The organism is Chromobacterium sp. CV08, from assembly GCF_051129845.1.
Classification (GTDB): Bacteria; Pseudomonadota; Gammaproteobacteria; order Burkholderiales; family Chromobacteriaceae; genus Chromobacterium.
The window spans coordinates 4,278,493-4,303,174 of sequence record NZ_CP150453.1; the positions used below are offsets into that span (position 1 = coordinate 4,278,493).

A 24,682-nucleotide genomic window follows, 5' to 3' on the forward strand; every position below is an offset into this window, starting at 1 on the left:
CCCCGCTGCGGCGCCATGCCGATCAGCCGCTCTCCAATGAGCGGGTCCCGCGAAGCTCATGATGCAAGCGGTCCGCCAGCTCCGCCGCCGGCAGCGGCTGCCCCAGCCAGAAGCCCTGCAGCACGTCGCATCCCAGTTCGGCCAGCTTGATGGCCTGCGCCTCCGTCTCCACGCCCTCGGCCACCACTTCCAGGCTCATGGTGTGGGCAAGGGAGATGATCATCTCCACCATCAGCATCGCCTCCTCCTCGTCCAGCATATTGCTGACGAAACTGCGGTCTATCTTCAAGGTCTGTATCGGCAGGCGGGCCAGGTAGGCCAGCGAGGAGTAGCCGGTGCCGAAATCGTCCAGCGCGATCGAGACACCCAGTCCCCTCAACTGGCGCAATATGGCGATGCTGCTGTCGATATCGGTCATCAGCTGGCTTTCGACGATCTCGATGTCCACCGCGGTTTGCGCAGGATACATGGCCAGCACGGCTGCCAGCGACTGGGCGAAGTCCCCCCTCCGCAATTGCAGTGGGGAGACGTTGACCGAGAGGCGCGGCGCCGGCAAGCCGGCCGAGAGCCAGCCGTGATAATCGCGCGTGGCCTGCCGCAACACCCAGTCCCCCACCTCGACGATCAGGCCCAATTCCTCCAGCATCGGCACGAACTGGCTGGGCAAGACCATGCCCTGCCCGGGACAGTGCCAGCGCAGCAGGGCCTCGACGCCGACGATGGCCTGCCCTCCCGCCGCGAACTTCGCCTGGTAATACAGTTCGAATTGCTCCAGTTCCAGCGCCTGGCGCAAGCGGCTGCCCAACTCCAGCGCCGCCGCCGCGCGCTCCGTCATTTCCTGCCGATAGAACAGGAAAGCCTCGTTCGCCGCCTTTGCCCGCTTCAGCGCCGACTCCGCGCGTTCCAGCAACCCCATCGCCGTGGCGCCGTCGTCCGGATGCATGGCGATGCCGAATCTCGCCGACAGACATAAATCATTGCCGTCCAGACGGATGGGCGGATCCAGGCAATCGCGCCGTATCTGCTCCATGCCGAGCACCGCTTCGTCCTCGCCGCCGGCCTGCGGCAAGACCAATGCGAACTGGTCCCCGCCTATCCGCGCCAGCAAGGAAGGATCCCTCACGTGCCGCAACAGCCGCTCGGTCAGCAGCTTCAGTGCCTGATCGCCTTCTCCGCGTCCGAATACATCGTTGATGGACTCGAAATTCTCCAGGTCGCACACGACGACCGAGCAATGCCGCCCCTGCTGCGCGGCATCCGCCATCCGCTGGGCCAGCCGCTCGACCAGCAGTTGGCGATTGGCCAGGCCGGTCAGGCTGTCGTAATAGGCCAGATAGTCGAGGCGCTCCCCTTTCTGGATATGGTCCAGCGCAAAGCCGATGTCGCTGGCCAGCTCGCCCAGCAGCTCGATTTCCTGGCGATCGAAGGCGCCGACGTCGCAGGCGAACAGCGACAGCACCGCCGCCGCGCGCCCGTCCAGCGCGATCGGCAGGCTGGCGATGGAACGGATGCTGTAGCCGACCAGATGGGGGATCAGTTCCGTCAGTGATGGATCGCCCTGCGCATCGTTGCACACCACGATCTCGTTCAGGCGGGCCGCCCGGCAGGCCGGACGGTCGCGGTACGGCGAATCCTCCTTGGCGCTGAGCCGAATCTGCCGCAGGTAATCGCCGTCGTCGCCGCGGAAGGCGATCACGGTGCCGTTCTGCGTGGACGGATCGATGACGCCGGCCCAGGCTATCCGGTAGGCGCCTACCTCGACCGCGACCCGGCAGATGCCGTCGAACAACGCCTCCCTGTCGCGACAGCGGACGACCAGCGCGTTGACCCGGCTCAGCACCTCGTACACCCGGCCCAGCCGCGCCACCTTTTCGCGCAGCAGCGACTGCTGAAGACAGACCGCCAGCTGGCGGGCATAGTCCTGAGCCACGTCGAACTCCGCCTCGTCGCAGCCTCCGGGAACGTCGAATCCCAGATTCAGTATGCCCAGCAGCTTCTCCTCGGCCATCAGCGGGATGCGGGCATAGGAACGCATGCCCTGCTGATACAGACGCTCGAGCGTAGCCGGGCGTTGCGCCCGCCTGCCCAGATCGGCCCCAAGACAAGCCTCACCCCGTTTCAGCCGCGCCAGGTCCTCCTCGCCGTAGCTCTCCAGGCTCAGCCGCTGGCCCGGATCGTAATTCGCCTCCGAGTCGCGCTCCACCGCCAGCACGCTGATATTTTCGCTCTCCCAATCGATCAGCATCACCGTCGCGCCCCAGAACGGCACCTGCCGCCGCAGATAGCGCAGGCCGATCTGGGCGATCTGCTCGGCGTCGTCGGCGGCCAGGATCGCGCGGTTCAGATCGTTCAGGCTCTCCAATTGCTGCATATGCCGCAGGATGTCCACCTGGACCCGCTCGCGCTCGGTGATGTCGCGCAGTATCACCGTGTAGCTGCGCCGCCCGTCTATTTCCTGCGAGGAGATCGAGGCCTCCAGATCGAAGGCGTCGCCGTCGGCCCGCATGCCCTGCACCTTGCCGAGCTGCCCCATGCGTCGGGTGCTGGCGCCGCTGTCGCCGAAGCGCTGCACCACCTGGTGATGCACGGCGCGCAGTTTGGCGGGCAACAGGCGGTCCAGCGGCTGTCCCAGCATCTCTTGCTCGCGCCAGCCGAACATGCGCTCGGCCGCCTCGTTGAACAGGATGACGCGCTGCTCGGCATCCAGCGCGATGATGCCGTCCATCGCCGACTGCACCATGCCGGCCAGCCGCGCCTCGCTTTCCCTCAGCCCCTGCTGCACCCGGTGCTTGTCGGTGACGTCCAGCACCACACCGTACACATGCTGCTCGCCGTCGAGATGGATCAGGCGCATGGACAGCAGCGTCTGTATCGTGGTGCCGTCTCCGCGACGCAAGGCGACCGGCCAGCCCAGTACTTCGCCGCTCCGCCGCAGCGTGGCGATCAATCGGTCCCGTTCCGTGGCGTCGTTCCAGATGCCCAACTCCACCGTTGTCCGGCCCAGCACGCTCTCCTTCGGCAGGCCCAGCTGTGCCAGGAAAGCCTGGTTCGCCTCGACCAGCTCGCCGTCCGCCAGCCGCGAAATCGCCATCGACACCGGGCTGCCGGCAAACAGCGCGCGAAAGCGCTCGTCGCTGTGCCTCATCTCCTCGAAAGCCTGCTGGCGCTGCACCAGCGCCGCTGCCAGCCGGCTTCTCGCCAGGCGCTGCACCTCGCTCATCACGCTCAGCAGCACGCCCAGCAGCACCAGCAGACTCATAGACAACAGCGGCATCGTCGAGTTGGACAACCAATCGGGGGAGGATTCGATGAACAGATAAGCGACGCCGGCGACGATCACGGCGCCGGACAGCAGGCCCGGCCCCAGCCCTCCCATCATCGCGCTCAGCGCGACAGGAATCAGCATCAGCAACATCATCTGGGACATGGGATAGTGCGAGCCGATCTGATAGCGAACGCCCAGCATCAGCAAGGATCCGGCCACCGCCAGCGCATAGGCCAGCCTCCGCCCGTGCGCCGGCTCCGACGGCGCGCTGTCGTCATCGAGCAAGCTCAGGCACCGGCTCAACACGGCGGCGCACGCCAGGATGAAGGCCGCATCCCAGCCGGCGGCCAGCCACATATACGCTACGGGCTTGTCCTTGCGCAGCCAGAACATGTCCGGCACCGCCACCGCCACCAGCACGATCAGTACATACGGCAAGACCAGCCAGCCGGCGCCGTATCGGGTCAGACGCAGCCAGACACGCCCCGCAAGGCCCGGAGCCTGCAGACCGGCCAGTCGTGCCGGCCCGAGGCCGCTCAACAGCAAATACAGGAAAATGGACGATATCGATACATACAATCCATCCCACAGCATTTCATCCACTTGACCATCCGGCTCTCCCCACAGCTCCATCAGCACATCGGGCGCGACGATCCAGGCCGACGAGATCAGCACATAGGCCGCCACGATGATCAGATGCAAACCCCGTCTATTTGCCATCCCGCCTCCTTCAGGAGCGACCGTTCGATACATGCGCCATACCCATGTCATGCATTCAGTATGGCCGGAGACGGCCGCATGTCCAGTCGTCGAACGGACATGAAAAAGCCCGCGCTAGGCGGGCTTGTCATCGGGCGGGGCCTGCCCTCAGTTCTGCGGCAGCAGGCTTTCGCGCGTCAGCAGCGAGGCGAACTCGTCGGCCGGCAGCGGCTTGGCGATCAGGTAGCCCTGGACGAAGTCGCAACCCTCCTGCTCCAGGAACTGCCACTGCTCCATCGTCTCCACCCCCTCGGCCACCACCTGCATATTGAGGTTCTTCGCCATATTGATGATGGCGCGGGCGATGGCGCTGTCGTCGGCGTCCTGCGGAATGTCGCGGACGAAGGAACGGTCGATCTTCAGCTTGTCGGCCTTGAAGCGCTTCAGGTAGGACAGGCTGGAATAACCGGTGCCGAAATCGTCGATGGACAGCCTCAGCCCCATGTTCTTCATATTGTCTATCGCCTGTATCGTCGCCTGGGCGTCTTCCATGATGATGCTCTCGGTCACCTCGATGTCCAGCGCGTGGCCGGGCAGGCCATTGGACGACAGCGCGCCCTGTACCTGCTCGGCGAGGTCCGGCTGGCGGAACTGCAGCGCCGACAGATTGATCGCCACCGTCAGTTCCGGCAGGCCGGCCTGGCGCCACGCCACCAGCTGGCGCGTGGCCTCGGCCAGCACCCAGTTGCCGATCTGGACGATGAAGCCGCGCTCCTCGGCCACCTGGATGAAGCGCACCGGCCCCAACAGGCCCAGCGACGGGTGATTCCAGCGTATCAGCGCCTCGGCGCCGATGATGCGGCCGCTCCTCATGTCCACCTGCGGCTGGTAGTGCAGCACGAACTCGTCGCGCTCCAGCGCGAAGCGCAGCTGGCTCTCTATCGCCAGGATCTCGCGGGCGCGGGCGTTCAGATCGGCGGTGTAGAACTTGTAGCTGTTGCGGCCCGACGATTTGGCGTGGTACATCGCCGCGTCGGCGTTGCGCACCAGCGTCTCGTAGTCGCGACCGTCGTCCGGATAGACGCTGATGCCTATCGACGGCGTGATGGTGATCACGTGGTTGTGCAGCTCGATCGGGCTGGCGAACACGTCGCGCACCCGCTCCGCCGCCAACGCCGCCTCGCCCGGATCGGAAATCACCGGCAGCAGCACGATGAACTCGTCGCCGCCCTGGCGAGCCAGCATCTCGCCCGGCCCCAGCGCCGAGCGTATGCGGTCGGCCGCCACCTGCAACAGCGTGTCGCCGGCCGAATGGCCCAGCGACTCGTTGACGGTCTTGAAGCGGTCCAGGTCCAGCAGCAGCAGCGCCAGCCGCTGGTTGTCGCGCACCGCATTGTGTATCGCCAGCTCGACGCGATCCTGCATGTGCATGCGGTTGGGCAGGCTGGTCAACACGTCGAAGTGGGCCAGGAACTGGATGCGCTCGTCGGCGGCCTTGCGCTCGGTCAGGTCACTGAAGATGGCGACGTAGTGGGTGATCTCGTCCAGGCTGTTGCGCACCGCGTTGATCGCCAGCCACTCCGGATACACCTCGCCGTTCTTGCGGCGGTTCCACAACTCGCCCTGCCAGGAGCCGTGCTCGCCGATCGACTGCCACATCTGCTCGTAGAACGGCTCGTCGTGGCGGCCGGACGACAGGATGCTGGTCTTCTGGCCCAGCACCTCGTGCTGGGTGTAGCCGGTGATCTCGGTGAAGGCGCGGTTGACGCTGCGGATGCGGCGGTCGGCGTCGGTGATCATGATGCCCTCGACGGTGTTCTCGAACACCTTGGCCGCCAGTTGCACCCGCTCCTCGGCGGCGCGCTTCTCCGAGATGTCGCGCACCATGCGCCACACCGCGTTGATGCGGCCGAAGGCGTCGCGCATCGCCACCGTCTTGACGCTGACCGGCACCTGGTTGTCGAAGCGGTTGCGGTAGGTGGCCTCGAACTCGTCGCAATAGCCGAAGCGCAGCACCTTGTTGTCGAGGTTGAAACGCTCCAGCGCCTCGCTCTCGTCGGCCACCAGGCTCCAGAAGTTCTGCTGCTTCAACTGGTCCAGGCTGTAGCACATCAGGTTGAGGAAGGCCGGGTTGGCGTCTATCACCTGGCCGTCCAGCGAGCTGATGACGATGCCGTCCAGATTGGACCAGAACAGCTCGCGGTATTTGTTCTCCGAGCGGCGCAGCGCGTCCTCGACCTCGCGGCGGCGGGCGATGTCGGCCTCCAGCGCCAGCGTCTTGGCCCTGAGCTCGTCCACCAGCCGCTTCAGTTCCGAGCGGGTCCACTCCAGGTGGGTGCCGAGCCGGCCCAGTTCGTCGCGGCGCGACCACTCGAACGGCGCGTCCAGCTTCAATTCGGCCAAGAGCCGCGCCTGCTCGGTCAGCAGCCGCATCGGGCTGAGGAAGCGCGAGTGCAGGATGCTCATGATCAGCATGATGGACAACACCAGCTGCGCCGCCAGTATCATCAGGATGTTCTTCACCTGGTTGCTCAGCGCGATCGCCAGGTTCTCGTTGTCGAACTCCATCGTCACCTGGCCTATCGCCTCGCCGCGGTAGATCACCGGCTTCTCGACGTAGGACACGCTGCCGATGCGGCGCTCGCTGCGCACCGACGACAGGAAGACCTGGTTGGACTGGGTGTCGGTGACGCGGATGGAGATCACGCGCGGATCCTCCATCACCGACGAGATCAGCGGATTGCCGGCCTGGCGGCTCAGGTTCCACAGCGGCTCCTGCATGCCGAGCGCGACGATGTCGAGCAGGCGGCGCTGGTCGGTGTCCAGCTGGGTGGTCAGATTGTCCTTCTGGATGTTGAAGCTGAGGTAACTGATGATAGAGGCAGGGATCAGCAAGCCGAGTATCACGGCGATGAGAAACACGTCCCTAAGATTCAGGCCAGTGCTGGCAGTGGATTTTTCGTCTGCTTGTTGAGCCATGTCGCGCTAGTTCTTTGCTTCGCCGAAGTTCTGGGATCGGGCACCGGGGGTTGAATTCGTTCGTGCAATCAGCAGTATACACCGGCCTCGTCCCGCTTTTGGCCCGAATATTCACCAGTCATCGCTTGACGTCATTTTCAAGCGCATGGCCGGCATATCCCTATCCGATATTAAGGAATGGAAGCAGCACATTGCCTTGCCTATCGGCTGGGCCTAAAATCCACGACACTTTTTGACAACGGATTCAGGATTCTCGACCATGTCGCAGTCGCGTTATGAAAAGATTATCTCCGCCCGCTGGATCATCACCGTGGAAACTGACGGCGAGATCCTGGAAAACCACGCGGTAGCGATCAAGGACGGCCGGATCGCCGCCATCCTGCCGGCGGCCGACGCCGCAGCCCTGGACGCCGACGAGCGGCTGGAGCTGCCAGACCACGTGCTGATGCCGGGCCTCATCAACCTGCACGGCCACTCGGCGATGACGCTGCTGCGCGGCCTGGCCGACGACAAGGCGCTGATGGACTGGCTGCAGAACCATATCTGGCCGGCCGAAGGCAAGCATGTGCGCGACGACTTCGTGTTCGACGGCGCGCTGCTGGCGATGGGCGAGATGATCCGCGGCGGCACCACCACGATCAACGACATGTATTTCTACAACGCCGCGATGGCGCGCGCCGGCCTGGCCTCCGGCATGCGCACCTTCGTCGGCTGTTCGATCCTGGAATTCCCGACCAATTACGCCAGCAACGCCGACGACTACATCGCCAAGGGCATGGCCGAGCGCAGCCAGTTCCTCGGCGAGGACCTGCTCACGTTCACGCTGGCGCCGCATGCGCCGTACACCGTGTCCGACGACACCTTCCGTAAGGTGGTGACGCTGGCCGAGCAGGAAGACATGCTGATCCACTGCCATATCCACGAAACGGCCGAGGAAGTGGAAAACAGCGTCAAGGAACACGGCCAGCGTCCGCTGGCCCGCCTGCAGCAGCTGGGCCTGTTGTCGCCGCGCCTGGTCGCGGCGCACATGGTGCACCTGAACGACGCCGAAATCGAGCTGGCGGCCAAGTACGGCGTGGCCGCCGCCCACAACCCGGCCTCGAACATGAAACTGGCTTCCGGCATCGCGCCGATCGGCAAGATGCTGGCTGCCGGCATCGCCGTCGGCATCGGCACCGACGGCGCCGCGTCCAACAACAAGCTGGACATGCTGGCCGAGACCCGCCTGGCCGCGTTGCTGGCCAAGGTCGGCTCGCTGGACCCGACCACCGTGCCGGCCGCCGCCGCCATCCGCATGGCGACGCTGAACGGCGCGCGCGCGCTTGGCATCGCCGACAAGACCGGCTCGGTCAAGCAAGGCAAGGACGCCGACCTGATCGCCATCGACCTGTCGGCTCTGGAAACCGCTCCGGCCTTCGACCCGATCTCGCACGTGGTGTACGCCGCCGGCCGCGAGCAGGTCAGCCACGTCTGGGTCAAGGGCCGCACCTTGATGGCCGGACGCAAGCTGGCCACGCTGGACGAAGGCAATCTGAAAGCCCGCGCCGACGACTGGCGCAACCGCATCCTGGCAAAGTAAGCGCATGAGCAATAACGTAGACGAACTCGAAATCGACAAATTCAGCCAGCTGGCGCACAAGTGGTGGGACAAGGACAGCGAGTTCAAGCCGCTGCACGAGATCAACCCGCTGAGGCTGGATTTCGTCGACCGCCACGCGGCCATCTCCGGCAAGAAGGTGCTGGACGTCGGCTGCGGCGGCGGCATCCTGGCCGAAAGCATGGCGCTCAGGGGCGCCCAGGTGACCGGCATAGACCTGGCGAAGAAGTCGCTGAAGGTGGCGCAACTGCACAGCCTGGAGTCCGGCGTCGCCGTCGACTACCGCTGCGTGGCGGTCGAGGACCTGGCGGCGGAAATGCCGGCCAGCTTCGACGTGGTGACCTGCATGGAGATGCTGGAACACGTGCCGGATCCGCAAAGCGTGGTGCGCGCCTGCGCCGCGCTGGTCAAGCCGGGCGGCTGGGTGTTCTTCTCCACGCTGAACCGCAACGCCAAGGCCTATCTGCTGGCCGTGGTCGGCGCCGAATATGTGCTCAATATGCTGCCGCGCGGCACCCATGAGTACGCGCGCTTCCTGAAGCCGTCCGAACTGAGCCGGATGGCGCGCCACGCCGGCCTAGGCCTGCAGACGCTGAGCGGCATGGGCTACAACCCGCTGACCCGGATCTATTCGCTGAACGACGATACCGACGTCAACTACCTGATGGCCACCCGCCTGCCGGCGGGCTGATCCCGTCCCCCTCCTCCTCCCAGGCCCGGCTTGCCGGGCCTTTTGCTTGCGCGAGCGCCGGCGCCGCGGCAATTTTGCTGCGGCCCGCGTCGGTTTGCGCGCACACCATGGCAAATAGCAGAAAACGCTCAGACTCCCGGTCAACACAACATCAAAACATGCGTTTTAATCATCTGATTGATATGATGACAACCCTTTGCACGGGCTTTTGCATGAAGATGCGCGCGGCGGCATGGCAGTGCCGATCCCCGCATCGCGCCCCATTTCACTGGATACAAACCGGCTGCCCGACAGAATACTGCCGGACAATCCGGCACAAACATGCCGTACAATACTTACCAGAACGATAACATCAGCTTTCCGGAGATGACTTCAATGACTTTCAAGGCCAACGACCTCTTGACCGAGCAGATCGCCCAGTACCTGGGCAGACAGATCATTCAGGGCGAGATGAAGCCGGGCGAGCGCATCCAGGAGTTGCGCATCGCCGCCGAGCTGGAGGTCAGCCGCGGCTCCGTGCGCGAGGCCTTGCTGATCCTGCAACGGCGCCACCTGGTGGACATTTTCCCGCGCCGCGGCGCGATGGTCTCCAGCATAGGCGCGCGCGACGTGCGCGACTTCTTCGAAATGTGGTTCCTGCTGCTGGACCGCGTCGTGCAGAATCTGGCCGCCGGCTGGCAGAACGACGACCTGGCGCGCTTCATCGAGCTGATGGCGCAGTTGGAGGAAGACAACCGCCGCGACGATCTGCAGGCCTTCTACGAGCACGGCATCGAATTCCTGTCGGCGCTGTACCGCCACGCCGACAACCGCTACCTGACCGACACGCTGCACGACATGCTGCCGCTGACCCAGCGCTGCCTGTACGCTATCCTGCGCGCCGGCAAGAGCCAGATGGAACACACCTGCCATTTCCTGGAAAGCCTGCTGAAGACGCTGATCGCGCGCGACACCGCCCGGCTGAAGCAGATGATCGCAGAATTCGGCCGCGACTACAGCGAGCTGGCGCAAAGCGCCGCCGAGACGCTGGAAGGGCGGCCTTGAAAGCTTTGATTGCGGTGCGTCGCCCAGCGGTGCGTCGCCCCTTCGGGGTGACGCACCCTACGGGGTGATGCAACTACGATGGAAAAGGCTGCCCGAGGGCAGCCTTTTCGTTTGGCCGTCGGCCGCGCCTCAGCGGCGGTATTCGACGAAGGCGTAGGCCAGACCGGCGGCGCTGACCGCCGCCTGCCGCGATTCCTCGCGCCAGCCGCCGTCGGCGAAGACCGGGAAATGGGCGTCGCCGTCGTAGTCGCCGGCGATCTCGGTCAGGCACAACCGGTCGGCGATCGCTATCGCCTGACGGTACAGCTCGGCGCCGCCGATCAGGCAGACCTCGTCGACGTCGCCGGCCAGCGCCATCGCCTGCTCCAGCGAGTGCGCCACCTCGGCGCCGTCGGCGCGCCAGCCGGCCTGCCGCGTCACGACGATGTTGCGCCGTCCCGGCAGCGGCCGGCCTATCGAATCCCAGGTCTTGCGACCCATGACCACCGGCTTGCCCAGTGTGGTCGCCTTGAAGTGCTTCAGGTCCTCCGGCAGATGCCAGGGCAATTTGTTGTCGACGCCTATCGTGCGGTTGGCGGCCATCGCCGCCACCAGCGTCAGCACCGGTTTCTTCGCTTCGCTCATACCGCCACCTGCGCCTTGATATGCGGATGCGGATCATAGCCTTCCAGCGTGAAGTCGTCGAAGGTGAACGCGAACAGGTCCTTGACGTCAGGATTCAGCCGCATCGTCGGCAGCGGGCGCGGCTCGCGCGTCAATTGAAGGCGCGCCTGGTCCAGGTGGTTGCTGTACAGGTGGGCGTCGCCCAGCGTGTGGACGAAGTCGCCCGGCGCCAGGCCGCATACCTGGGCCACCATCATCGTCAGCAGCGCGTAGCTGGCGATGTTGAACGGCACGCCGAGGAAGATGTCGGCCGAGCGCTGGTACAGCTGGCAGGACAGGCGGCCGTCGGCGACGTAGAACTGGAACAGGCTGTGGCACGGCGGCAGGGCCATCTGGTCCACCAGGGCCGGATTCCACGCCGACACGATCAGCCGGCGCGAATCCGGATTCTTCCGGATCATGTCCAGAAGCTGGCCGATCTGGTCGATGTGGCGGCCGTCCGGCGCCGGCCAGCTGCGCCACTGATAGCCGTAGACCGGTCCGAGATCGCCGTTTTCGTCGGCCCACTCGTCCCAGATCGACACGCCGTTTTCCTTCAGATAGCGGATATTGGTATCGCCGGACAGGAACCACAACAGTTCATGGATGATCGAGCGCAGATGGCATTTCTTGGTGGTGACCAGCGGGAAGCCGTCGGCCAGATCGAAGCGCATCTGGTAGCCGAACACCGAGCGGGTGCCGGTGCCGGTGCGGTCGGCCTTGTCGTGGCCATGTTCCAGCACATGGCGCATCAGGTCGAGGTACTGTTGCATGTGGGCGATTCCGTCAATAATCAGATCATTGTAACGCCTGCGGCCTCGCCGCGCGAGGCGGAACGCTGGTCGAAACCGGCCGCGATACGCTACCATTCAGTTTAAAATCAAGACAAAAGCATTATTAAAGCGAGCCCATGGCAGAAGATTCCGACCTCGAACGCACCGAACCCGCGTCAGCCAAACGGCTGTCGATGGCGCGGGAAGACGGCAACATCCCCCGGTCCCGGGAATTGTCGACGTTCGCCGTCACCATGGCCGGGGTATCGCTGCTGATGGTGCTGGGCGGCAAGATGGGCCGCTTTCTCGGCGATACGATGCGCCAGTTGCTGACTTTCAACCAGGCCACGGTGCAGACCACCGAACCGGCGCTGCTGCGGATGAAGGAAAGCCTGTTCGGCGCGCTGTGGCAGCTGGCGCCGTTCTTCGGCGGCCTGGCGCTGGTGGCGCTGTTGACGCCGATGCTGGTCGGCGGCTGGAATCTGACGACCAAGGCGCTGGAGCCGAATTTCGGCAAGCTCAATCCGCTGCCGGGCATCAAGCGGCTGTTCTCGCTGAACGCCGCCACCGAGGGCCTGAAGGCGATACTGAAGAGCGTGCTGATAGGCGGCATCGCCACCTGGTACATCTGGAAGGAACGCGGCGAGATCATCGGTCTGTTGGCGATGCCGCTCGAATCCGGCATCCTGAAGATGACGGACCTGATCATACGCACCTTCTTCATCGTCACCTCGGCGATGCTGCTGCTGGTGGCGATAGACGTGCCCTACCAGTTGTGGAGCTACTACAAGAAGCTCAGGATGACCAAGGAAGAGGTCAAGCAGGAATACAAGGAGGCGGAAGGCTCACCGGAAGTGAAGGGCCGCATCCGCCAGATGCAGCGCGAAGCGGCGCGCAAGCGGATGATGCAGGAAGTGCCGAAGGCCAATGTGATCGTCACCAACCCGACCCACTTCGCGGTGGCGCTGAAATACGACGATGGGATGCGTGCCCCGCAGGTGGTGGCCAAAGGCTCGCTGAAGCTGGCCGAGCGCATCGTCGACACCGGCAAGGACAGTCACGTGCCGGTGATGCGCTCGCCGAGCTTCGCGCGGGCGCTGTACTTCAATGCGGAACTGGGCGAGGATATCCCGGCGCAGCTGTACGCGGCGGCGGCGCAGGTGCTGGCCTACGTGTTCCAGCTTCAGCAGTACCAGACTGTGGGCGGCGTCGCTCCGGTGTTCCCGGACCAGCTGGAAGTGCCGGCCGAGCTTGACCCGTACAGCAAACGTCCGCAAGATTCGGCGCCTGAAGAAAGCCTCTAAGCCAGCATGGACTCCATCCTCCAAATTCTAAAGGGACTGAAGATCTCCCAGCTCGCCGGGCCGCTGCTCATCATCCTGATCCTGACGATGATGGTGCTGCCGCTGCCGCCGGTGCTGCTGGACATCTTCTTCACCTTCAACATCGCGGTGTCGGTGATCGTGCTGCTGGTGGGGATCAACGTCCGCAAGCCGCTGGACTTCTCGTCCTTTCCGTCGGTGCTGCTGATCACCACGCTGCTGCGACTGTCGCTGAACGTCGCCTCCAGCCGGGTCGTGCTGCTGGAAGGCCATACCGGCCCCGACGCCGCCGGCAAGGTGATCGAATCGTTCTCCCACTTCCTGGTCGGCGGCAATGTCGCGATCGGCATCGTGGTCTTCATCATCATCACCATCATCAACTTCATGGTGATCACCAAGGGCGCCGGCCGGATCGCCGAAGTGTCGGCCCGCTTCACGCTGGACGCGATGCCCGGCAAGCAGATGGCGATCGACGCCGACCTGAACGCCGGCCTGATCGGCGAAGACGAGGCGCGCCGCCGCCGTTCGACCATCGCCGAGGAGGCCAACTTCTTCGGCGCGATGGACGGTGCGTCCAAATTCGTCCGCGGCGACGCGATGGCGGGCATCCTGATCATCCTGATCAACATCATCGGCGGCCTGATCGTCGGCGTGGTCCAGCACGACCTGCCGGTCGGCCAGGCCGGCGAGACCTACACGCTGCTGACCATAGGCGACGGCCTGGTCGCGCAGATCCCGGCGCTGATCATCTCCACCGCCGCCGGTATCGTGGTGTCGCGCGTCGGCACCGAGCAGGACATGTCGGAGCAGTTCCTGACCCAGCTGTTCACCAAGCCTCAGGTGCTGTACATCACCTCGGCGGTGATAGGCACGATAGGCCTGATCCCCAACATGCCCCACCTGTCCTTCCTGCTGATCGCCGGCACGCTGCTGCTGTTGGCGCGCACGATGGAGCAGCGCCGCCAGCGACAGCTGCGCCAGGAGCTGCAGGCGGCCCAGCCGCCGGCCCCGCCGGAACAGCAGGGCGCCGAGGTCAGCTGGAGCGACGTGCAGCACGTCGACCAGCTCGGCATGGAGGTCGGCTACCGGCTGATCCCGCTGGTGGACCGCACCCAGGACGGCGAGCTGTTGCGGCGCATACGCGGCATCCGCAAGAAGATCGCCCAGGATCTCGGCTTCCTGGTGCCGCCGGTGCACATCCGCGACAATCTGGAAATCAAGCCCAACGCCTACCGCATCCTGCTGAAGGGCGTGGAGCTGGGCAAGGGCGAAGCCTATATCGGCCAGTTCCTGGCGATCAATCCGGGCCGCGTCAGCCGCGAGATCGCCGGCAACGCCACCACCGACCCGGCTTTCGGCCTGCCGGCGGTGTGGATAGACGCCGGCAAACGCGAAGAAGCGCAAAGCCTGGGCTATACCGTGGTGGATGCCAGCACCGTCGTGGCCACCCATATCTCGAATCTGTTGCAGACCCATGCGGCCGAACTGCTGGGCCGCGAGGAGGTCCAGGCATTGATAGACCATCAGGCCAAGGAGTCGCCGAAGCTGATCGAGGACCTGGTGCCCAAGGTGGTGCCGCTGGGCACCTTGCAGAAAGTGCTGCAGCAGCTGCTGTCCGAGGGCATACACATACGCGACTTCCGCACGATAGTCGAAACGCTGGCCGACCACATCCCGCAGAACCAGGACGTGGACGAACTGACCGGCGCGGTGCGCACCGCGCTGTCGCGGGTCATCGTCCAGCAACTGTTCCCCGGCGAGGCCGAGCTGCCGCTGATGACGCTGGAGCCGCAGCTGGAAAACGTGCTGATGCAGGCGGTGCAATCGAAGGCAGGCGGCGGGCTGGAGCCGGGCCTGGCGGAAAATCTGCTGTCCAGCGCGGCGCAACAGACCGAACAAGTGGAGATTCAGGGGTACAATCCGGTGCTGCTGACGGCGCCGGGACTACGGCCGTTGCTGGCGCGCTTCCTGCGCCGGGCGTTGCCGCAGCTGCGTGTGATTTCGCATAATGAGATTCCAGACAATAAATCCATTCGTATAATTGCGGTAATCGGCGGTGGCAAGGGCTAATCGACAATGGTGGTAAAAAAGTTCTTCGGGAAGACCACTCGAGACGCGCTGCGGCAAGTTCGCGAAGAACTGGGTGCCGACGCCCTCATCTTGTCCAACCGTCCCACCATGGGGGGCGGCGTGGAGATCATGGCCGTGGCCGACGCCGACGTCGCCAATCTGGCCAGCACGCTGTCCACCGCCAGCAGCAAGCATCCGCCGCGCAACGCGCCGCCAGTGGTCAGCCGTCCGCAGCAGCCGGCGCCGATTCCGACCAACGGCAGCGCGGTCAACCGCGCGATCGCCCGCACCTACGCGATGCCGGTCGAACCGCTGGAAAGCCCGGCGCCGCCGCGGCTGGACGCCGTGCAAGCGCGAATGGAACCGTCGTACGCCCCGCAGCCGGTCCCGGCCGCCAGCGCCCCGGCGCGCCAGATCGCGCCGCCGGTGGCGCAGCCCCAACCCCGCGCCGCCGCCGCGACGCCGCCCAGCCGCCCCGCCCAGCCCGCCGTCGCCCACGCCAACGGCGAGGAACCCGAACAGATGGCTCAGGAGCTGAAGCTGATCGGCGACGAGATCAAGCTGCTCAGAAGCCTGCTGCAAAGCCAGCTGGCCAGCTTCGCCTGGTCGGACATGGAGGGCAAGGCCCCGAACCGCATCGAATTGTTCAAGCATCTGCTGGCGATGGGCTTCTCCGCCCAGCTGATCCGCCAGCTGATAGAGAAGATGCCGGCGCAGTACCAGGCCGAGGTCGCGGTGAAATGGGCGCGCTCGGCGCTGGCCCACAACCTGAAATGCGCCGACGCCGACCGCGAGGTGATGGACCGCGGCGGCATCTTCGCCCTGGTCGGCCCGACCGGCGTCGGCAAGACCACCACCGTCGCCAAGCTGGCGGCGCGCGCGACGATGCGCTTCGGCGCCCAGCACGTGGCGCTGATCACCACCGACAGCTACCGGATCGGCGCCCAGGACCAACTGCGCATCTACGGCAAGATACTCGGCGTGCCGGTGTTCTCGATCCAGAACGAGGGCGATCTGCAACTGACGCTGGCCGACCTGTCCAACCGCCACATCGTCTTCATCGACACCGTCGGCATGGGGCAGCGCGACGCCAGGGTGCTGGCGCAGATCGACATGCTGCGCACCGCCGGCCGGCCGATCGAACGGCTGCTGCTGCTGGCCGCCAACACCGACGGCCACACGCTGGAGGACGTCGTGCGCCGCTACCGCGGCGACGGCCTGGCCGGCTGCATCCTGTCCAAGATAGACGAGGCGGTGGCCCAGGGCCCCAGCCTGGACGTGATCATCCGCAACCGGCTGAAGCTGTACTACGTCACCAACGGCCAGCGCGTGCCCGAAGACCTGCACGCCGCCAACGCCGCCTTCCTGGTCGACCGCGCGATGCGCGCGCAGCAGATCGGCTCGCCGTTCGCGCTGCAGGCGGAGGAGCTGCCCATCATGCAGGCGGCGCAGGCGGGATGGCTGTAAGCGTCATGCAGGATCAGGCCGCCAGTCTCCGCATGCTCGCCGCGCAGCAGAAGCGCGCGCCGAGCTTCGCCTTCATCGGCTCCGAACACGCCGGCACCAGCACGGTGGCGACCGAGTTGGCGCTTGGCCTCGCCTACGCCGGACTGCGGCCGCTGCTGGTGGACTGCTGCCTGGGCCAGGTGCAGACCCGGCGGCTGGGCGTGCCGTCGACGGCGACGCTGGAGGGCCAGATGCTCGGCGCCGGCGGACTCGACGACATGCTGATCGCCTCGAGACAGGGCGTACAGTTGATCAATCTCTATGCGCAACCGGAGCAGCGTGCCTTATTCTCCACCCAGCTGTGGCTGCGGCTGGGCAGCGAATTCGGCGCCTTGGAGCGCGACGCCTCGGCGCTGCTGATAGACGCGCCGGATCCGGCGCGCGATCCGATACCGGCCAGCGTCGCCGACAATCTGATCTTGGTATTAACACCGGCAGCCGACTCGCTGACCAGCGCCTACGCTAATATCAAGCGCCTCTCCAGCCTGTACGGCCGGCAGCGCTTCAATGTGCTGATCAACCGCGCGCGCCACCTGGACGAGGCGCGAGAGCTGTTCACCCGGCTGTCGGCGGTGGCGGGGGAGTTTCTGGCCGTGTCGCTGCGCTGGGTCGGTTTTGTGCCGCAGGACAGCACGGTGCGCCGCAGCCAGACGCTGCACCGGCCGCTGATGGAAGCCTTTCCGGACAGCGAGGCGGCGGCGGCGTTCTCGCAGCTCGCCGCGGTGCTGCTGCACTGGGACGCGCCGGAAACCGCGCGCGACAGTACCGGATACATGGATTTGCTGATTGCCGCCTCGCGCGACTGGGCCGAGGCAGATGGAGCCAAACCGTTATGACCTTGCCGTCGTTCCGCCGATCGGGCTACGCCAACGCGGCCCCCAGCGTCGAGATAGACGTGGAGGCCCACACGCCGCTGGTGCGCAAGCTGGCCAGCATCATGATCGCCCGGCTGCCGGCCTCGGTGGAGTTGGGCGACCTGATACAGGTCGGCATGATCGGCCTGATCGAGGCCGCGCGCCAGTTCGACCCGGCGCAGGGCGTGCAATTCGAAACCTTCGCCAGCCAGCGCATACGCGGCGCGATGCTGGACGAGCTGCGCCGCGAGGACTGGCTGCCGCGCCAGGCGCGCCGCAACTCGCGCCAGATCGAGGAAGCGATCTCCAGGCTGGAACAGCAACTGGGCCGCGCGCCGCTGGAGTCGGAAATCGCCGCAGAACTGGGCATCGAACTCGACCAGTACCAGGATATGCTCGGCGAGTGCAAGGGCACCACGCTGCTGCATTTCGAGGACTTCGGCAGCGACGACGAGAACAGCCACAACCCGGTGGCCAACGTCGCCGACGACGACTCGCCCGACCCGCTGGCCTCGCTGGCCGACGACAATTTCCGTCAGCAGCTGGTCAGCGCGATCAAATTCCTGCCGGAACGCGACCAGCTGGTGATGGCGCTGTATTACGAACAGGAACTGAACCTGAAGGAAATCGGCGCGGTGCTCGGCGTCACCGAGTCCCGCGTCTGCCAGCTGCACAGCCAGGCCATCGCCCGGCTGCGCGCGAAACTGAAAGACTGGCTGTAAGCAAGCGTCCGTCCGGGATGACGGCAGGCCTCAGACCAGATCGATAACGGAAACATTGTGGACAAGATCAGTTTAATCGCCATCGTGCTCGGCGTGACCGCCATCGTCGCCGGCCAGGCCATCGAGGGGGGCAATGTCGGTTCGCTGCTGCAGCTGACCGCCTTCATGATCGTCATCGGCGGCACCACCAGCGCCGTGATGCTGCAAAGCACGCCCAAGCAGTTCATGGCCGGCCTGCGCATGCTGCGCTGGATTTTCCGCCCGCCCAACTTCGACCACGAGAAGATGATCCGCGAAGTGATCAACTGGAGCCAGACCTCGCGCAAGGGCGGCCTGCTGGCATTGGAGGGCATGATCGCGATGCAGCGCGACCCGTTCACCAAGAAGGGCCTGCAGATGCTGGTGGACGGCACCGAGCCGGACACGCTGCGCGCGGTGATGGATGTGGAAATCAGCATGTTCGAGCATGCCCGCAAGCAGGCGGCGCGGATCTGGGAATCGGCCGGCGGCTACGCGCCGACGATGGGCATCCTGGGCGCGGTGCTGGGCCTGATCCACGTGATGGAAAACCTGTCCGACCCGTCCAAGCTGGGCGGCGGCATCGCGGTGGCCTTCGTCGCCACCATCTACGGCGTAGGCTCGGCCAACCTGTTCTTCCTGCCGATGGCCAACAAGCTCAAGCACCTGGTGGCGTCGGAGCTGGCGATGAAGGAATTGGTGGTCGAGGGCATCGTCGCCATCGCCAGCGGCGAGAACCCGCGCATCATCGAGAGCCGGCTGCGCGGCTTCCTGGCGATGCATGAGTAGCATCGATGCCGGAACCTGTTTTACAAAAGCTCACATAATTTACAATTCAGCACAATATGGCATTATCATTCCCCGCTCGAACAATGAACCGATGAATGATTATGCGTATTCTGATCGCCGCCGCGCTGGTCGCCGGCCTTAGCGCCTGCGCGTCCACGCCTATGGCCTCCAAGGAGGCCGACGCCGCGGCCAAACAATTCACCGCGCCGGCCGACGCCGCCCGCGTCTACATCTACCGCAACGAAAACTTCGGCGCGGCCGTCAAGCTGCCCATCGTCATCGACAACAGCATGGCAGGCGATACCGTCGCCCGCAGCTACATCGTGAAGGATCTGCCGGCCGGCAAGCACACCATCGTCGGCAAGGGCGAAAACGACTCCAGCCTGACGCTGGATGCCGTCGCCGGCAAGATCTACTACGTCTGGCAGGAAGTGAAGATGGGCCTGTTCTCGCCGCGCAATCAGTTGCAGCAAGTCGACGAGAAGACCGGCCAGGACGGCGTCAAGGAATCGTCGCTGATCGCGCCGCTCTGATCCGGACGCGGACAGCAAAAAGGGCAAGCCGCGGCTTGCCCTTTTTTCTTGCTCCGCACGCTCACAATGGCCGCACATCCCTGTCCGGCTTGCGCAATTCGCTCTCCAGCAGCTTGTAGTAGTCGAGATCGAAGGCCGGCTCGCCTTCCAGCTCGCCGCCGTTGCGGCGGCTGCCCAGATAGCACCAACGGTCGAACAGGTGCTCGACCACGTCGCCGCACACCTCGTCGCGCTCCGCCACCGCCACCGCGCCTTCGAACGGCCACGGCTTGACCCTGAGACGCTGCAGCGCCGTCAGCAACCGGCGGTTGTGGCTGTCCGCGCCCTCGTCGCCGACGCAGGCGCCGCGGCAGCGGCCGATGCGGTAGGCCGCGCACGGCGCGCCCTTGCGGCTGGTGACCTGCTCGACGCCGAGCACCGCCTGGCAGAGCCCCTGGGCCAGCGCGATCTGGGCCAGCGCCTTGCGCGCCTCGCGCGCGTGGCGGAACAGGCCGAACAGATCGGCGGTGCGGGTGAAGTCTATATCGTGCGCCGCCACCGGCAGCGGCCGCACGAAGCCGTCGTCGCCGGCCGTCATCTGCAGCGTGCACACCTCGCCCATCATCCGCGCGCGCGGGTTGTGCAGCGGCTGCAGGCGGCGCAGCCACTGCAGCTCCAGCAGATGGGCGCCGAACTCGCCGACGCTCTCACGCCACTCCAGCCGCGCCACCGCCTCGTCTATCCGCACCTCGTGGCTTTTCTGCCCCGGCTTGCGCTCGGCGAAGTGCGCCAGCGACTTGCGATACAGATTCGGCGCGCGGCCGACGTAGAGCGCGCGACCGTCGGCGCCGAACAGCGCGTAGACGCCGGCGGAGTCCGGCATGTCCTCGATCTGCTGCTGCAAATCGGCCGGCAGGCTGGACAGCTCGGCCGGCTGGGCCAGCAGCTGGGCGGCCTCGTGCGCGATCCGCTCCTGCCCCAGCTCGGCGCCGGCGATCTCCAGGAAGCGGTGCACCGCCTCGGCGTCGGCCAGCGCCCGGTGGCGCTCCGGCATGTCGATGCCGTGGCGCGCGATCAGGCTGTCCAGACTGTGCTTGAAATGCTGCGGATACAGCCGGCGCGACAACTTGACGGTGCACAGCGTGCGCGCCTGGAAGCGCAGGCCGTGGCGGCGGAATTCGTTCTTCAGGAAGCCGTAGTCGAAGCGGGCGTTGTGCGCCAGCAGCAACCGGCCCTGCAAGCGCGCCAGCAGCTCGTCGGCCAGTTGCGAAAACGGCGGCGCGCTCGCCACCATCTCGTTGCTGATGCCGGTCATGTTTTCGATGAACGGCGGTATCGGCTGGCCGGGATTGACCAGCCAGGACAGGCGCTCGACCCGGCCGCCGTCTATCAGCACCAGGCCGACCTCGGTGATGCGGTCGCGGCTGATGTTGCCGCCGGTGGTTTCCAGGTCGACGATGGCGCAGGGCTGTGCAAACAGTTTATTCAATCTCGATTCGCTCTCGCTGATCAGAGGCCGCGTCATGCCATCGTGTTGGCCAGCCGCGACAGGGACAGTCGGCCAGTTTACCGGCTTTGCAAAAAAAAACCTACGAGGTGTTGACAGTCAAAAACCCCCTCTGTATTATCCGACCTCTCGCAAGACACAACGTCTCGCGAAACAGCGCACCCGTAGCTCAGTTGGATAGAGTATCTGGCTACGAACCAGAGGGTCGGGCGTTCGAATCGCTCCGGGTGCGCCAGGCATGTCCCTATAGTTTAGCGGTTAGAACACCGCCCTTTCACGGCGGTAGCCGGGGTTCGATTCCCCGTGGGGACGCCAACAATACGCACCCGTAGCTCAGTTGGATAGAGTATCTGGCTACGAACCAGAGGGTCGGGCGTTCGAATCGCTCCGGGTGCGCCACGCTGTCCCTATAGTTTAGCGGTTAGAACACCGCCCTTTCACGGCGGTAGCCGGGGTTCGATTCCCCGTGGGGACGCCAGGATTCAGAAAAAGCCCAGCATGCGAATGCTGGGCTTTTTCGCGTTCTCCCGCGGCCAAACGGGCCGCCCCTGCCGGCGGCCCGGACTCAAGCGCGCAAGGCCAGCACCGGCCTCAGCCGCAGCGCCGTCAACAAGTGGCGCCACACCGCCAGCACGGCCACCAGCATGCACAACAGCAGCGACAGCAGCAAGGTCCAGCCGCCTATCGGCGCGCGCTCGACGAAGTCGGCCAGATACTGGCGGATGTACAGCCAGGCCGGCAGCAGGCCGATCGCCGCGCCGACCAGCAGCACCAGCAGAAACTCGCGGCCGACCAGCCTGACGATCGCGCCGCCGTCGGCGCCGTGCAGCTTGCGCAACACCACTTCGCGCGTCATCCGCTGCACCGAATAGGCCGACAGCACATAGATGCCGAAGCCGGCGATCAGGATGGAGACGCCGGCCGCCGCGGCCAGCAGCTGCGCCAGCTTGATGTCGCCGCTATAGCGTTGGTCCAGCTGGTAGCGCGCGCTTTTCATCTCAAGCGGATAATCGGGGAAATAGCGCGGCCACAGGCGGGCGATGCCGGCGCGCAGCGCCGCCTCGTCGCCGCCGAAGCGCAGCGACACGATGTTGATCGAACTGTGGCCGAGCTGGTAGAGCCAGGATCTCGGACGTTCCCGCGCGCTCTGCAGCCTGACGTCCGACACCACGCCCAGCACCGGCATCGCCTGGCCGGACGCATTGTTCAGGGTCCGCCCGACCGCCTGCTGCGGCGTCGCGAATCCCAGCTCGCGGGCCGCCGCCGCGCTCAATACCCAACCGCCCCCCGCCTGGTCGGCGCCATTCGCGCAAGCGGGAAGCAGACGCCCCGCCAGCAGCTTGACGCCGTAAGTCTGCAGATAATCGCAGCCGACCAGCCGGACCTCCAGATTGACCGAGCCCCGGTCCGCCCGCTTGAACGTGCTCATCCGCATCATGCCGTCGACCAGGTTATTGCCGCTCAAGGCCGCTCCGCGGACGCCCGGCAAGGCGGCCAGCGCCGTGCGCAAGGCCGCGCGCGCCGCCTGGTCGCGCGGATTGTTGTCACCCGCCTCTATCGTCAGGACGCCGTCCACCGCGAAGCCCGGATCCAGCCGGCTGCCATGCCAGGTCTGCCAGGCGATGGCCAGCGTCACGCCGCTCAGCCCCATCGCGGTGGCGAATTGCAGCACGGTCAGCCCGCGGCGCAGCCAGATGCCGTGGCGGGTTTCCTGCTGATCGCGCCCGGCCAGCGCCTGGGTGGCGCGCACCCTGGCCGCCACCCAGGCCGGGTAGGCGCCGGCCAATCCGCCGACCAGCACGGCGGCCGCCAGGGCCGTCAGCACGCTGCCGACCGAGAACACGCCGCCTAGCTCGCGCTCCATCAGATAGCCGAAAGCCGGCAGCAGCAACCATGCCAGCAGCAGGCCGAGCAGCACGGCCAACAGCGCCACCAGCACCGACTCCGCCAGAAACTGTCCGGCCACCCGGCCCACGCCGGCGCCCAGCACCTTGCGCACGCCGATCTCGCGCTGGCGGCGCACGGTGCGCACCGTGGCCAGATTGACGTAGTTGATCGCCGCCAGCAGCAGGATCAGCACGCCGATGGCCGCCAAGCCCCAAACCTGCGTCAGGCTGCCGTGCGCGCCCATGTCCATCGGGCCGTCCCGCAAGTCCGGATCGAAATAGACATCGGCCAGCGAGTTGGAGGCGAAGCTGGCCAACGGCCGGCCGCCCAGCATCTGCCCGAAGCCGGCGGGCAGCGCCCGCGAGAAGGGCGAGCGGTCGAAAGCCTGCTGCAGGCGGCTGACCGCCTGTTCGGCGGACAGGCCCGGGCGCGGCCGGAAATACACCTTGCCGCCCATGCTGCCCCAGTTGTCCAGCATCTCGTGACGGCGGCCGGCATCCAGCGCCGAGAAATTGCGCCCGCTCAACATCGCATAAGGCTGGGTCGACGTCTGCGGCGGCGTGGCCAGCACTGCCGCCACCTGGAAGTTCTGCCGATTGATGCTGAAGCGCTTGCCGACGGCATTGGCCGTGCCGAACAATTGCACGGCCTTCTCCTCGGTCAGCGCCACGCTGTCCGGCCGCGTCAGCGCCGCTCCGAGGTCGCCGGCCACCAGCTTCAGTTCGAGCAGCTCGGCGAAATCCGGATCGACCAGCAGCACATGCTGCGTGCTGACCGTCGAGGCCACCCGCACCGGCAGCTCATAATCCCAGGCGATGCTGGCCTTGTCCGCCAGCGCGCCGTCGCGCAGCGCCTGCACCGCGGGAAACGGCGCCAGGCTGCTCCACTGCTTGTCCATTTCCGGCAGGTTGAACCGGGTCTTCAACTGGTAAACCCGCTCCCGCTCCACCAGATGCTGGTTGTACTGCATCGAAAAACGCACATAACCCAACAGCAGGAAGCAGCTGGCGAAGCCTATCGCCAGCCCCGCCACCACCAGGGCCGACCAGGCCGACTCTTTCACCAGCCAGCGCCAGCCTACCCTGAAATCCTTCAACCATGCTTTCATCGCCGTCTCCTCACAGCTGCAGGGCATCGACGACGACGCGGCCGTCCAGCATATTGATGGTGCGCGAAGCCTGGGCCGCATGCGATGGAGAGTGGGTGACCATCACCACGGTGGTGCCGTCGGCGTTGATCTCGCGCAGCATCTTCATCACCTCGTCGCCATGGGCGCTGTCCAGATTGCCGGTCGGCTCGTCGGCCAGCAGCAGCGCCGGCTCCGCCACCAGCGCGCGCGCGATCGCCACCCGCTGCTGCTGGCCGCCGGACAGCTGCGAGGGCCGGTGTCCGGCCCGGTGGCTGATGCCCAGCCGCTCGAGCGCCGCCGACACCCTCGCCTTGCGCTCGGCTCCAGGCACATCGGAATACTCGAGCGCCAGCGCCACGTTTTCGCGCACCGTCAGCTCCTCGATCAGATTGAAGCTCTGGAAGATGAAACCGATGCGGCCGCGCCGCAGCCGGTTCAGCCTGGCCTCGCTCCAGCCGGCCACATTGTGGCCGTCGAACCAGTACTCGCCGCTGTTCGGCACGTCCAGCAGACCCAGCAGCGACAACAGCGTCGACTTGCCGCAACCGGACGGACCGGTGACGGCGACGTACTCGCCGGCCTCGATTTCCAGATCGACGCCGTTCAACGCGCGGGTCTGTACCTCTCCGCCGATATGCAGCTTGGTGATATTGCTCAGCTTGATCATGTTTTCCTC

At 65.7% G+C, this 24,682-nt stretch carries 17 protein-coding genes and 4 tRNA genes; 14 read left to right on the forward strand and 7 right to left on the reverse strand.

What is annotated here, in order from left to right; translation table 11 throughout:
* Window positions 1–22 precede the first annotated feature (22 nt).
* Together WNM05_RS19455 and WNM05_RS19460 are read right to left on the reverse strand one after the other, a co-directional pair.
* Window positions 23–3,985 (reverse strand): EAL domain-containing protein, encoded by a 3,963-nt coding sequence (locus WNM05_RS19455; RefSeq protein ID WP_434630065.1) that lies wholly within the window; start codon window positions 3,983–3,985, stop codon window positions 23–25.
* Between the two features lie 147 nt (window positions 3,986–4,132).
* The gene (locus tag WNM05_RS19460; protein WP_434630067.1) at window positions 4,133–6,886 is read right to left on the reverse strand and encodes an EAL domain-containing protein; all 2,754 of its coding nucleotides are present in this window, start codon (window positions 6,884–6,886) and stop codon (window positions 4,133–4,135) included.
* A gap of 316 nt (window positions 6,887–7,202) precedes the next feature.
* Here WNM05_RS19460 and WNM05_RS19465 point away from each other — a divergent pair, with 316 nt between their 5' ends.
* The 3 genes from WNM05_RS19465 (at window position 7,203) to WNM05_RS19475 (ending at window position 10,275) form a co-directional block, all read left to right on the forward strand.
* Window positions 7,203–8,522: a TRZ/ATZ family hydrolase gene (locus tag WNM05_RS19465; protein ID WP_434630069.1), complete on the forward strand. Its 1,320-nt coding sequence runs from the start codon at window positions 7,203–7,205 to the stop codon at window positions 8,520–8,522.
* A gap of 4 nt (window positions 8,523–8,526) precedes the next feature.
* Window positions 8,527–9,231: a bifunctional 2-polyprenyl-6-hydroxyphenol methylase/3-demethylubiquinol 3-O-methyltransferase UbiG gene (ubiG, locus tag WNM05_RS19470; RefSeq protein WP_434630071.1), complete on the forward strand. Its 705-nt coding sequence runs from the start codon at window positions 8,527–8,529 to the stop codon at window positions 9,229–9,231.
* A gap of 375 nt (window positions 9,232–9,606) precedes the next feature.
* Window positions 9,607–10,275, forward strand: a complete 669-nt coding sequence (locus tag WNM05_RS19475) for a GntR family transcriptional regulator (protein ID WP_434630073.1) — start codon at window positions 9,607–9,609, stop codon at window positions 10,273–10,275.
* A 129-nt stretch (window positions 10,276–10,404) separates the two neighbouring features.
* Here WNM05_RS19475 and WNM05_RS19480 read toward each other — a convergent pair whose 3' ends face one another.
* Together WNM05_RS19480 and WNM05_RS19485 are read right to left on the reverse strand one after the other, a co-directional pair.
* Window positions 10,405–10,899, reverse strand: a complete 495-nt coding sequence (locus tag WNM05_RS19480; protein WP_434630075.1) for a dihydrofolate reductase — start codon at window positions 10,897–10,899, stop codon at window positions 10,405–10,407.
* Window positions 10,896–11,690, reverse strand: coding sequence for a thymidylate synthase (locus WNM05_RS19485; RefSeq protein ID WP_434630077.1), 795 nt, complete (start codon window positions 11,688–11,690; stop codon window positions 10,896–10,898). The genes WNM05_RS19480 and WNM05_RS19485 overlap by 4 nt, the downstream gene beginning before the upstream one ends.
* 137 nt (window positions 11,691–11,827) lie before the next feature.
* Between WNM05_RS19485 and flhB the strand changes: the two genes are divergently transcribed.
* The 7 genes from flhB (at window position 11,828) to WNM05_RS19520 (ending at window position 19,504) form a co-directional block, all read left to right on the forward strand.
* Window positions 11,828–12,994 (forward strand): flagellar biosynthesis protein FlhB, encoded by a 1,167-nt coding sequence (gene flhB / locus WNM05_RS19490; protein ID WP_434630079.1) that lies wholly within the window; start codon window positions 11,828–11,830, stop codon window positions 12,992–12,994.
* Between the two features lie 6 nt (window positions 12,995–13,000).
* A complete protein-coding gene (gene flhA, locus WNM05_RS19495) occupies window positions 13,001–15,082 on the forward strand; it encodes a flagellar biosynthesis protein FlhA (RefSeq protein WP_434630081.1) in 2,082 nt (693 codons plus the stop codon).
* 6 nt (window positions 15,083–15,088) lie between these two features.
* The gene (flhF, locus tag WNM05_RS19500; RefSeq protein WP_434630083.1) at window positions 15,089–16,549 is read left to right on the forward strand and encodes a flagellar biosynthesis protein FlhF; all 1,461 of its coding nucleotides are present in this window, start codon (window positions 15,089–15,091) and stop codon (window positions 16,547–16,549) included.
* Window positions 16,540–17,424 (forward strand): MinD/ParA family ATP-binding protein, encoded by an 885-nt coding sequence (locus WNM05_RS19505; RefSeq protein ID WP_434630085.1) that lies wholly within the window; start codon window positions 16,540–16,542, stop codon window positions 17,422–17,424. Before flhF ends, WNM05_RS19505 begins: the two co-directional genes overlap by 10 nt.
* Window positions 17,421–18,164, forward strand: a complete 744-nt coding sequence (locus tag WNM05_RS19510) for an RNA polymerase sigma factor FliA (protein WP_434630087.1) — start codon at window positions 17,421–17,423, stop codon at window positions 18,162–18,164. The genes WNM05_RS19505 and WNM05_RS19510 overlap by 4 nt, the downstream gene beginning before the upstream one ends.
* Before the next feature lie 57 nt (window positions 18,165–18,221).
* Window positions 18,222–18,971, forward strand: a complete 750-nt coding sequence (locus WNM05_RS19515) for a flagellar motor protein (RefSeq protein ID WP_434630089.1) — start codon at window positions 18,222–18,224, stop codon at window positions 18,969–18,971.
* 95 nt (window positions 18,972–19,066) lie between these two features.
* Complete coding sequence (locus WNM05_RS19520) at window positions 19,067–19,504, forward strand: DUF2846 domain-containing protein (RefSeq protein ID WP_434630090.1); 438 nt, start codon at window positions 19,067–19,069, stop codon at window positions 19,502–19,504.
* Between the two features lie 61 nt (window positions 19,505–19,565).
* Here the strand turns inward: WNM05_RS19520 and WNM05_RS19525 are convergent, their stop codons facing one another.
* Complete coding sequence (locus WNM05_RS19525) at window positions 19,566–20,972, reverse strand: exonuclease domain-containing protein (RefSeq protein ID WP_434630092.1); 1,407 nt, start codon at window positions 20,970–20,972, stop codon at window positions 19,566–19,568.
* A gap of 176 nt (window positions 20,973–21,148) precedes the next feature.
* Here WNM05_RS19525 and WNM05_RS19530 point away from each other — a divergent pair.
* From WNM05_RS19530 to WNM05_RS19545, 4 genes are all read left to right on the forward strand, one after another.
* Window positions 21,149–21,225: transfer RNA gene (locus WNM05_RS19530), tRNA-Arg, on the forward strand.
* 5 nt (window positions 21,226–21,230) lie between these two features.
* Window positions 21,231–21,305 (forward strand) — tRNA-Glu (locus WNM05_RS19535).
* 7 nt (window positions 21,306–21,312) lie between these two features.
* A tRNA-Arg gene (locus WNM05_RS19540) sits at window positions 21,313–21,389 on the forward strand.
* 4 nt (window positions 21,390–21,393) lie between these two features.
* Window positions 21,394–21,468 (forward strand) — tRNA-Glu (locus WNM05_RS19545).
* An 87-nt stretch (window positions 21,469–21,555) separates the two neighbouring features.
* On the opposite strand, the gene WNM05_RS19550 is transcribed toward WNM05_RS19545, so the two are convergent.
* Window positions 21,556–23,985 (reverse strand): ABC transporter permease, encoded by a 2,430-nt coding sequence (locus WNM05_RS19550; RefSeq protein ID WP_434630094.1) that lies wholly within the window; start codon window positions 23,983–23,985, stop codon window positions 21,556–21,558.
* A 10-nt stretch (window positions 23,986–23,995) separates the two neighbouring features.
* Window positions 23,996–24,673, reverse strand: coding sequence for an ABC transporter ATP-binding protein (locus WNM05_RS19555; protein WP_434630096.1), 678 nt, complete (start codon window positions 24,671–24,673; stop codon window positions 23,996–23,998).
* Between the last annotated feature and the right edge of the window lie 9 nt (window positions 24,674–24,682).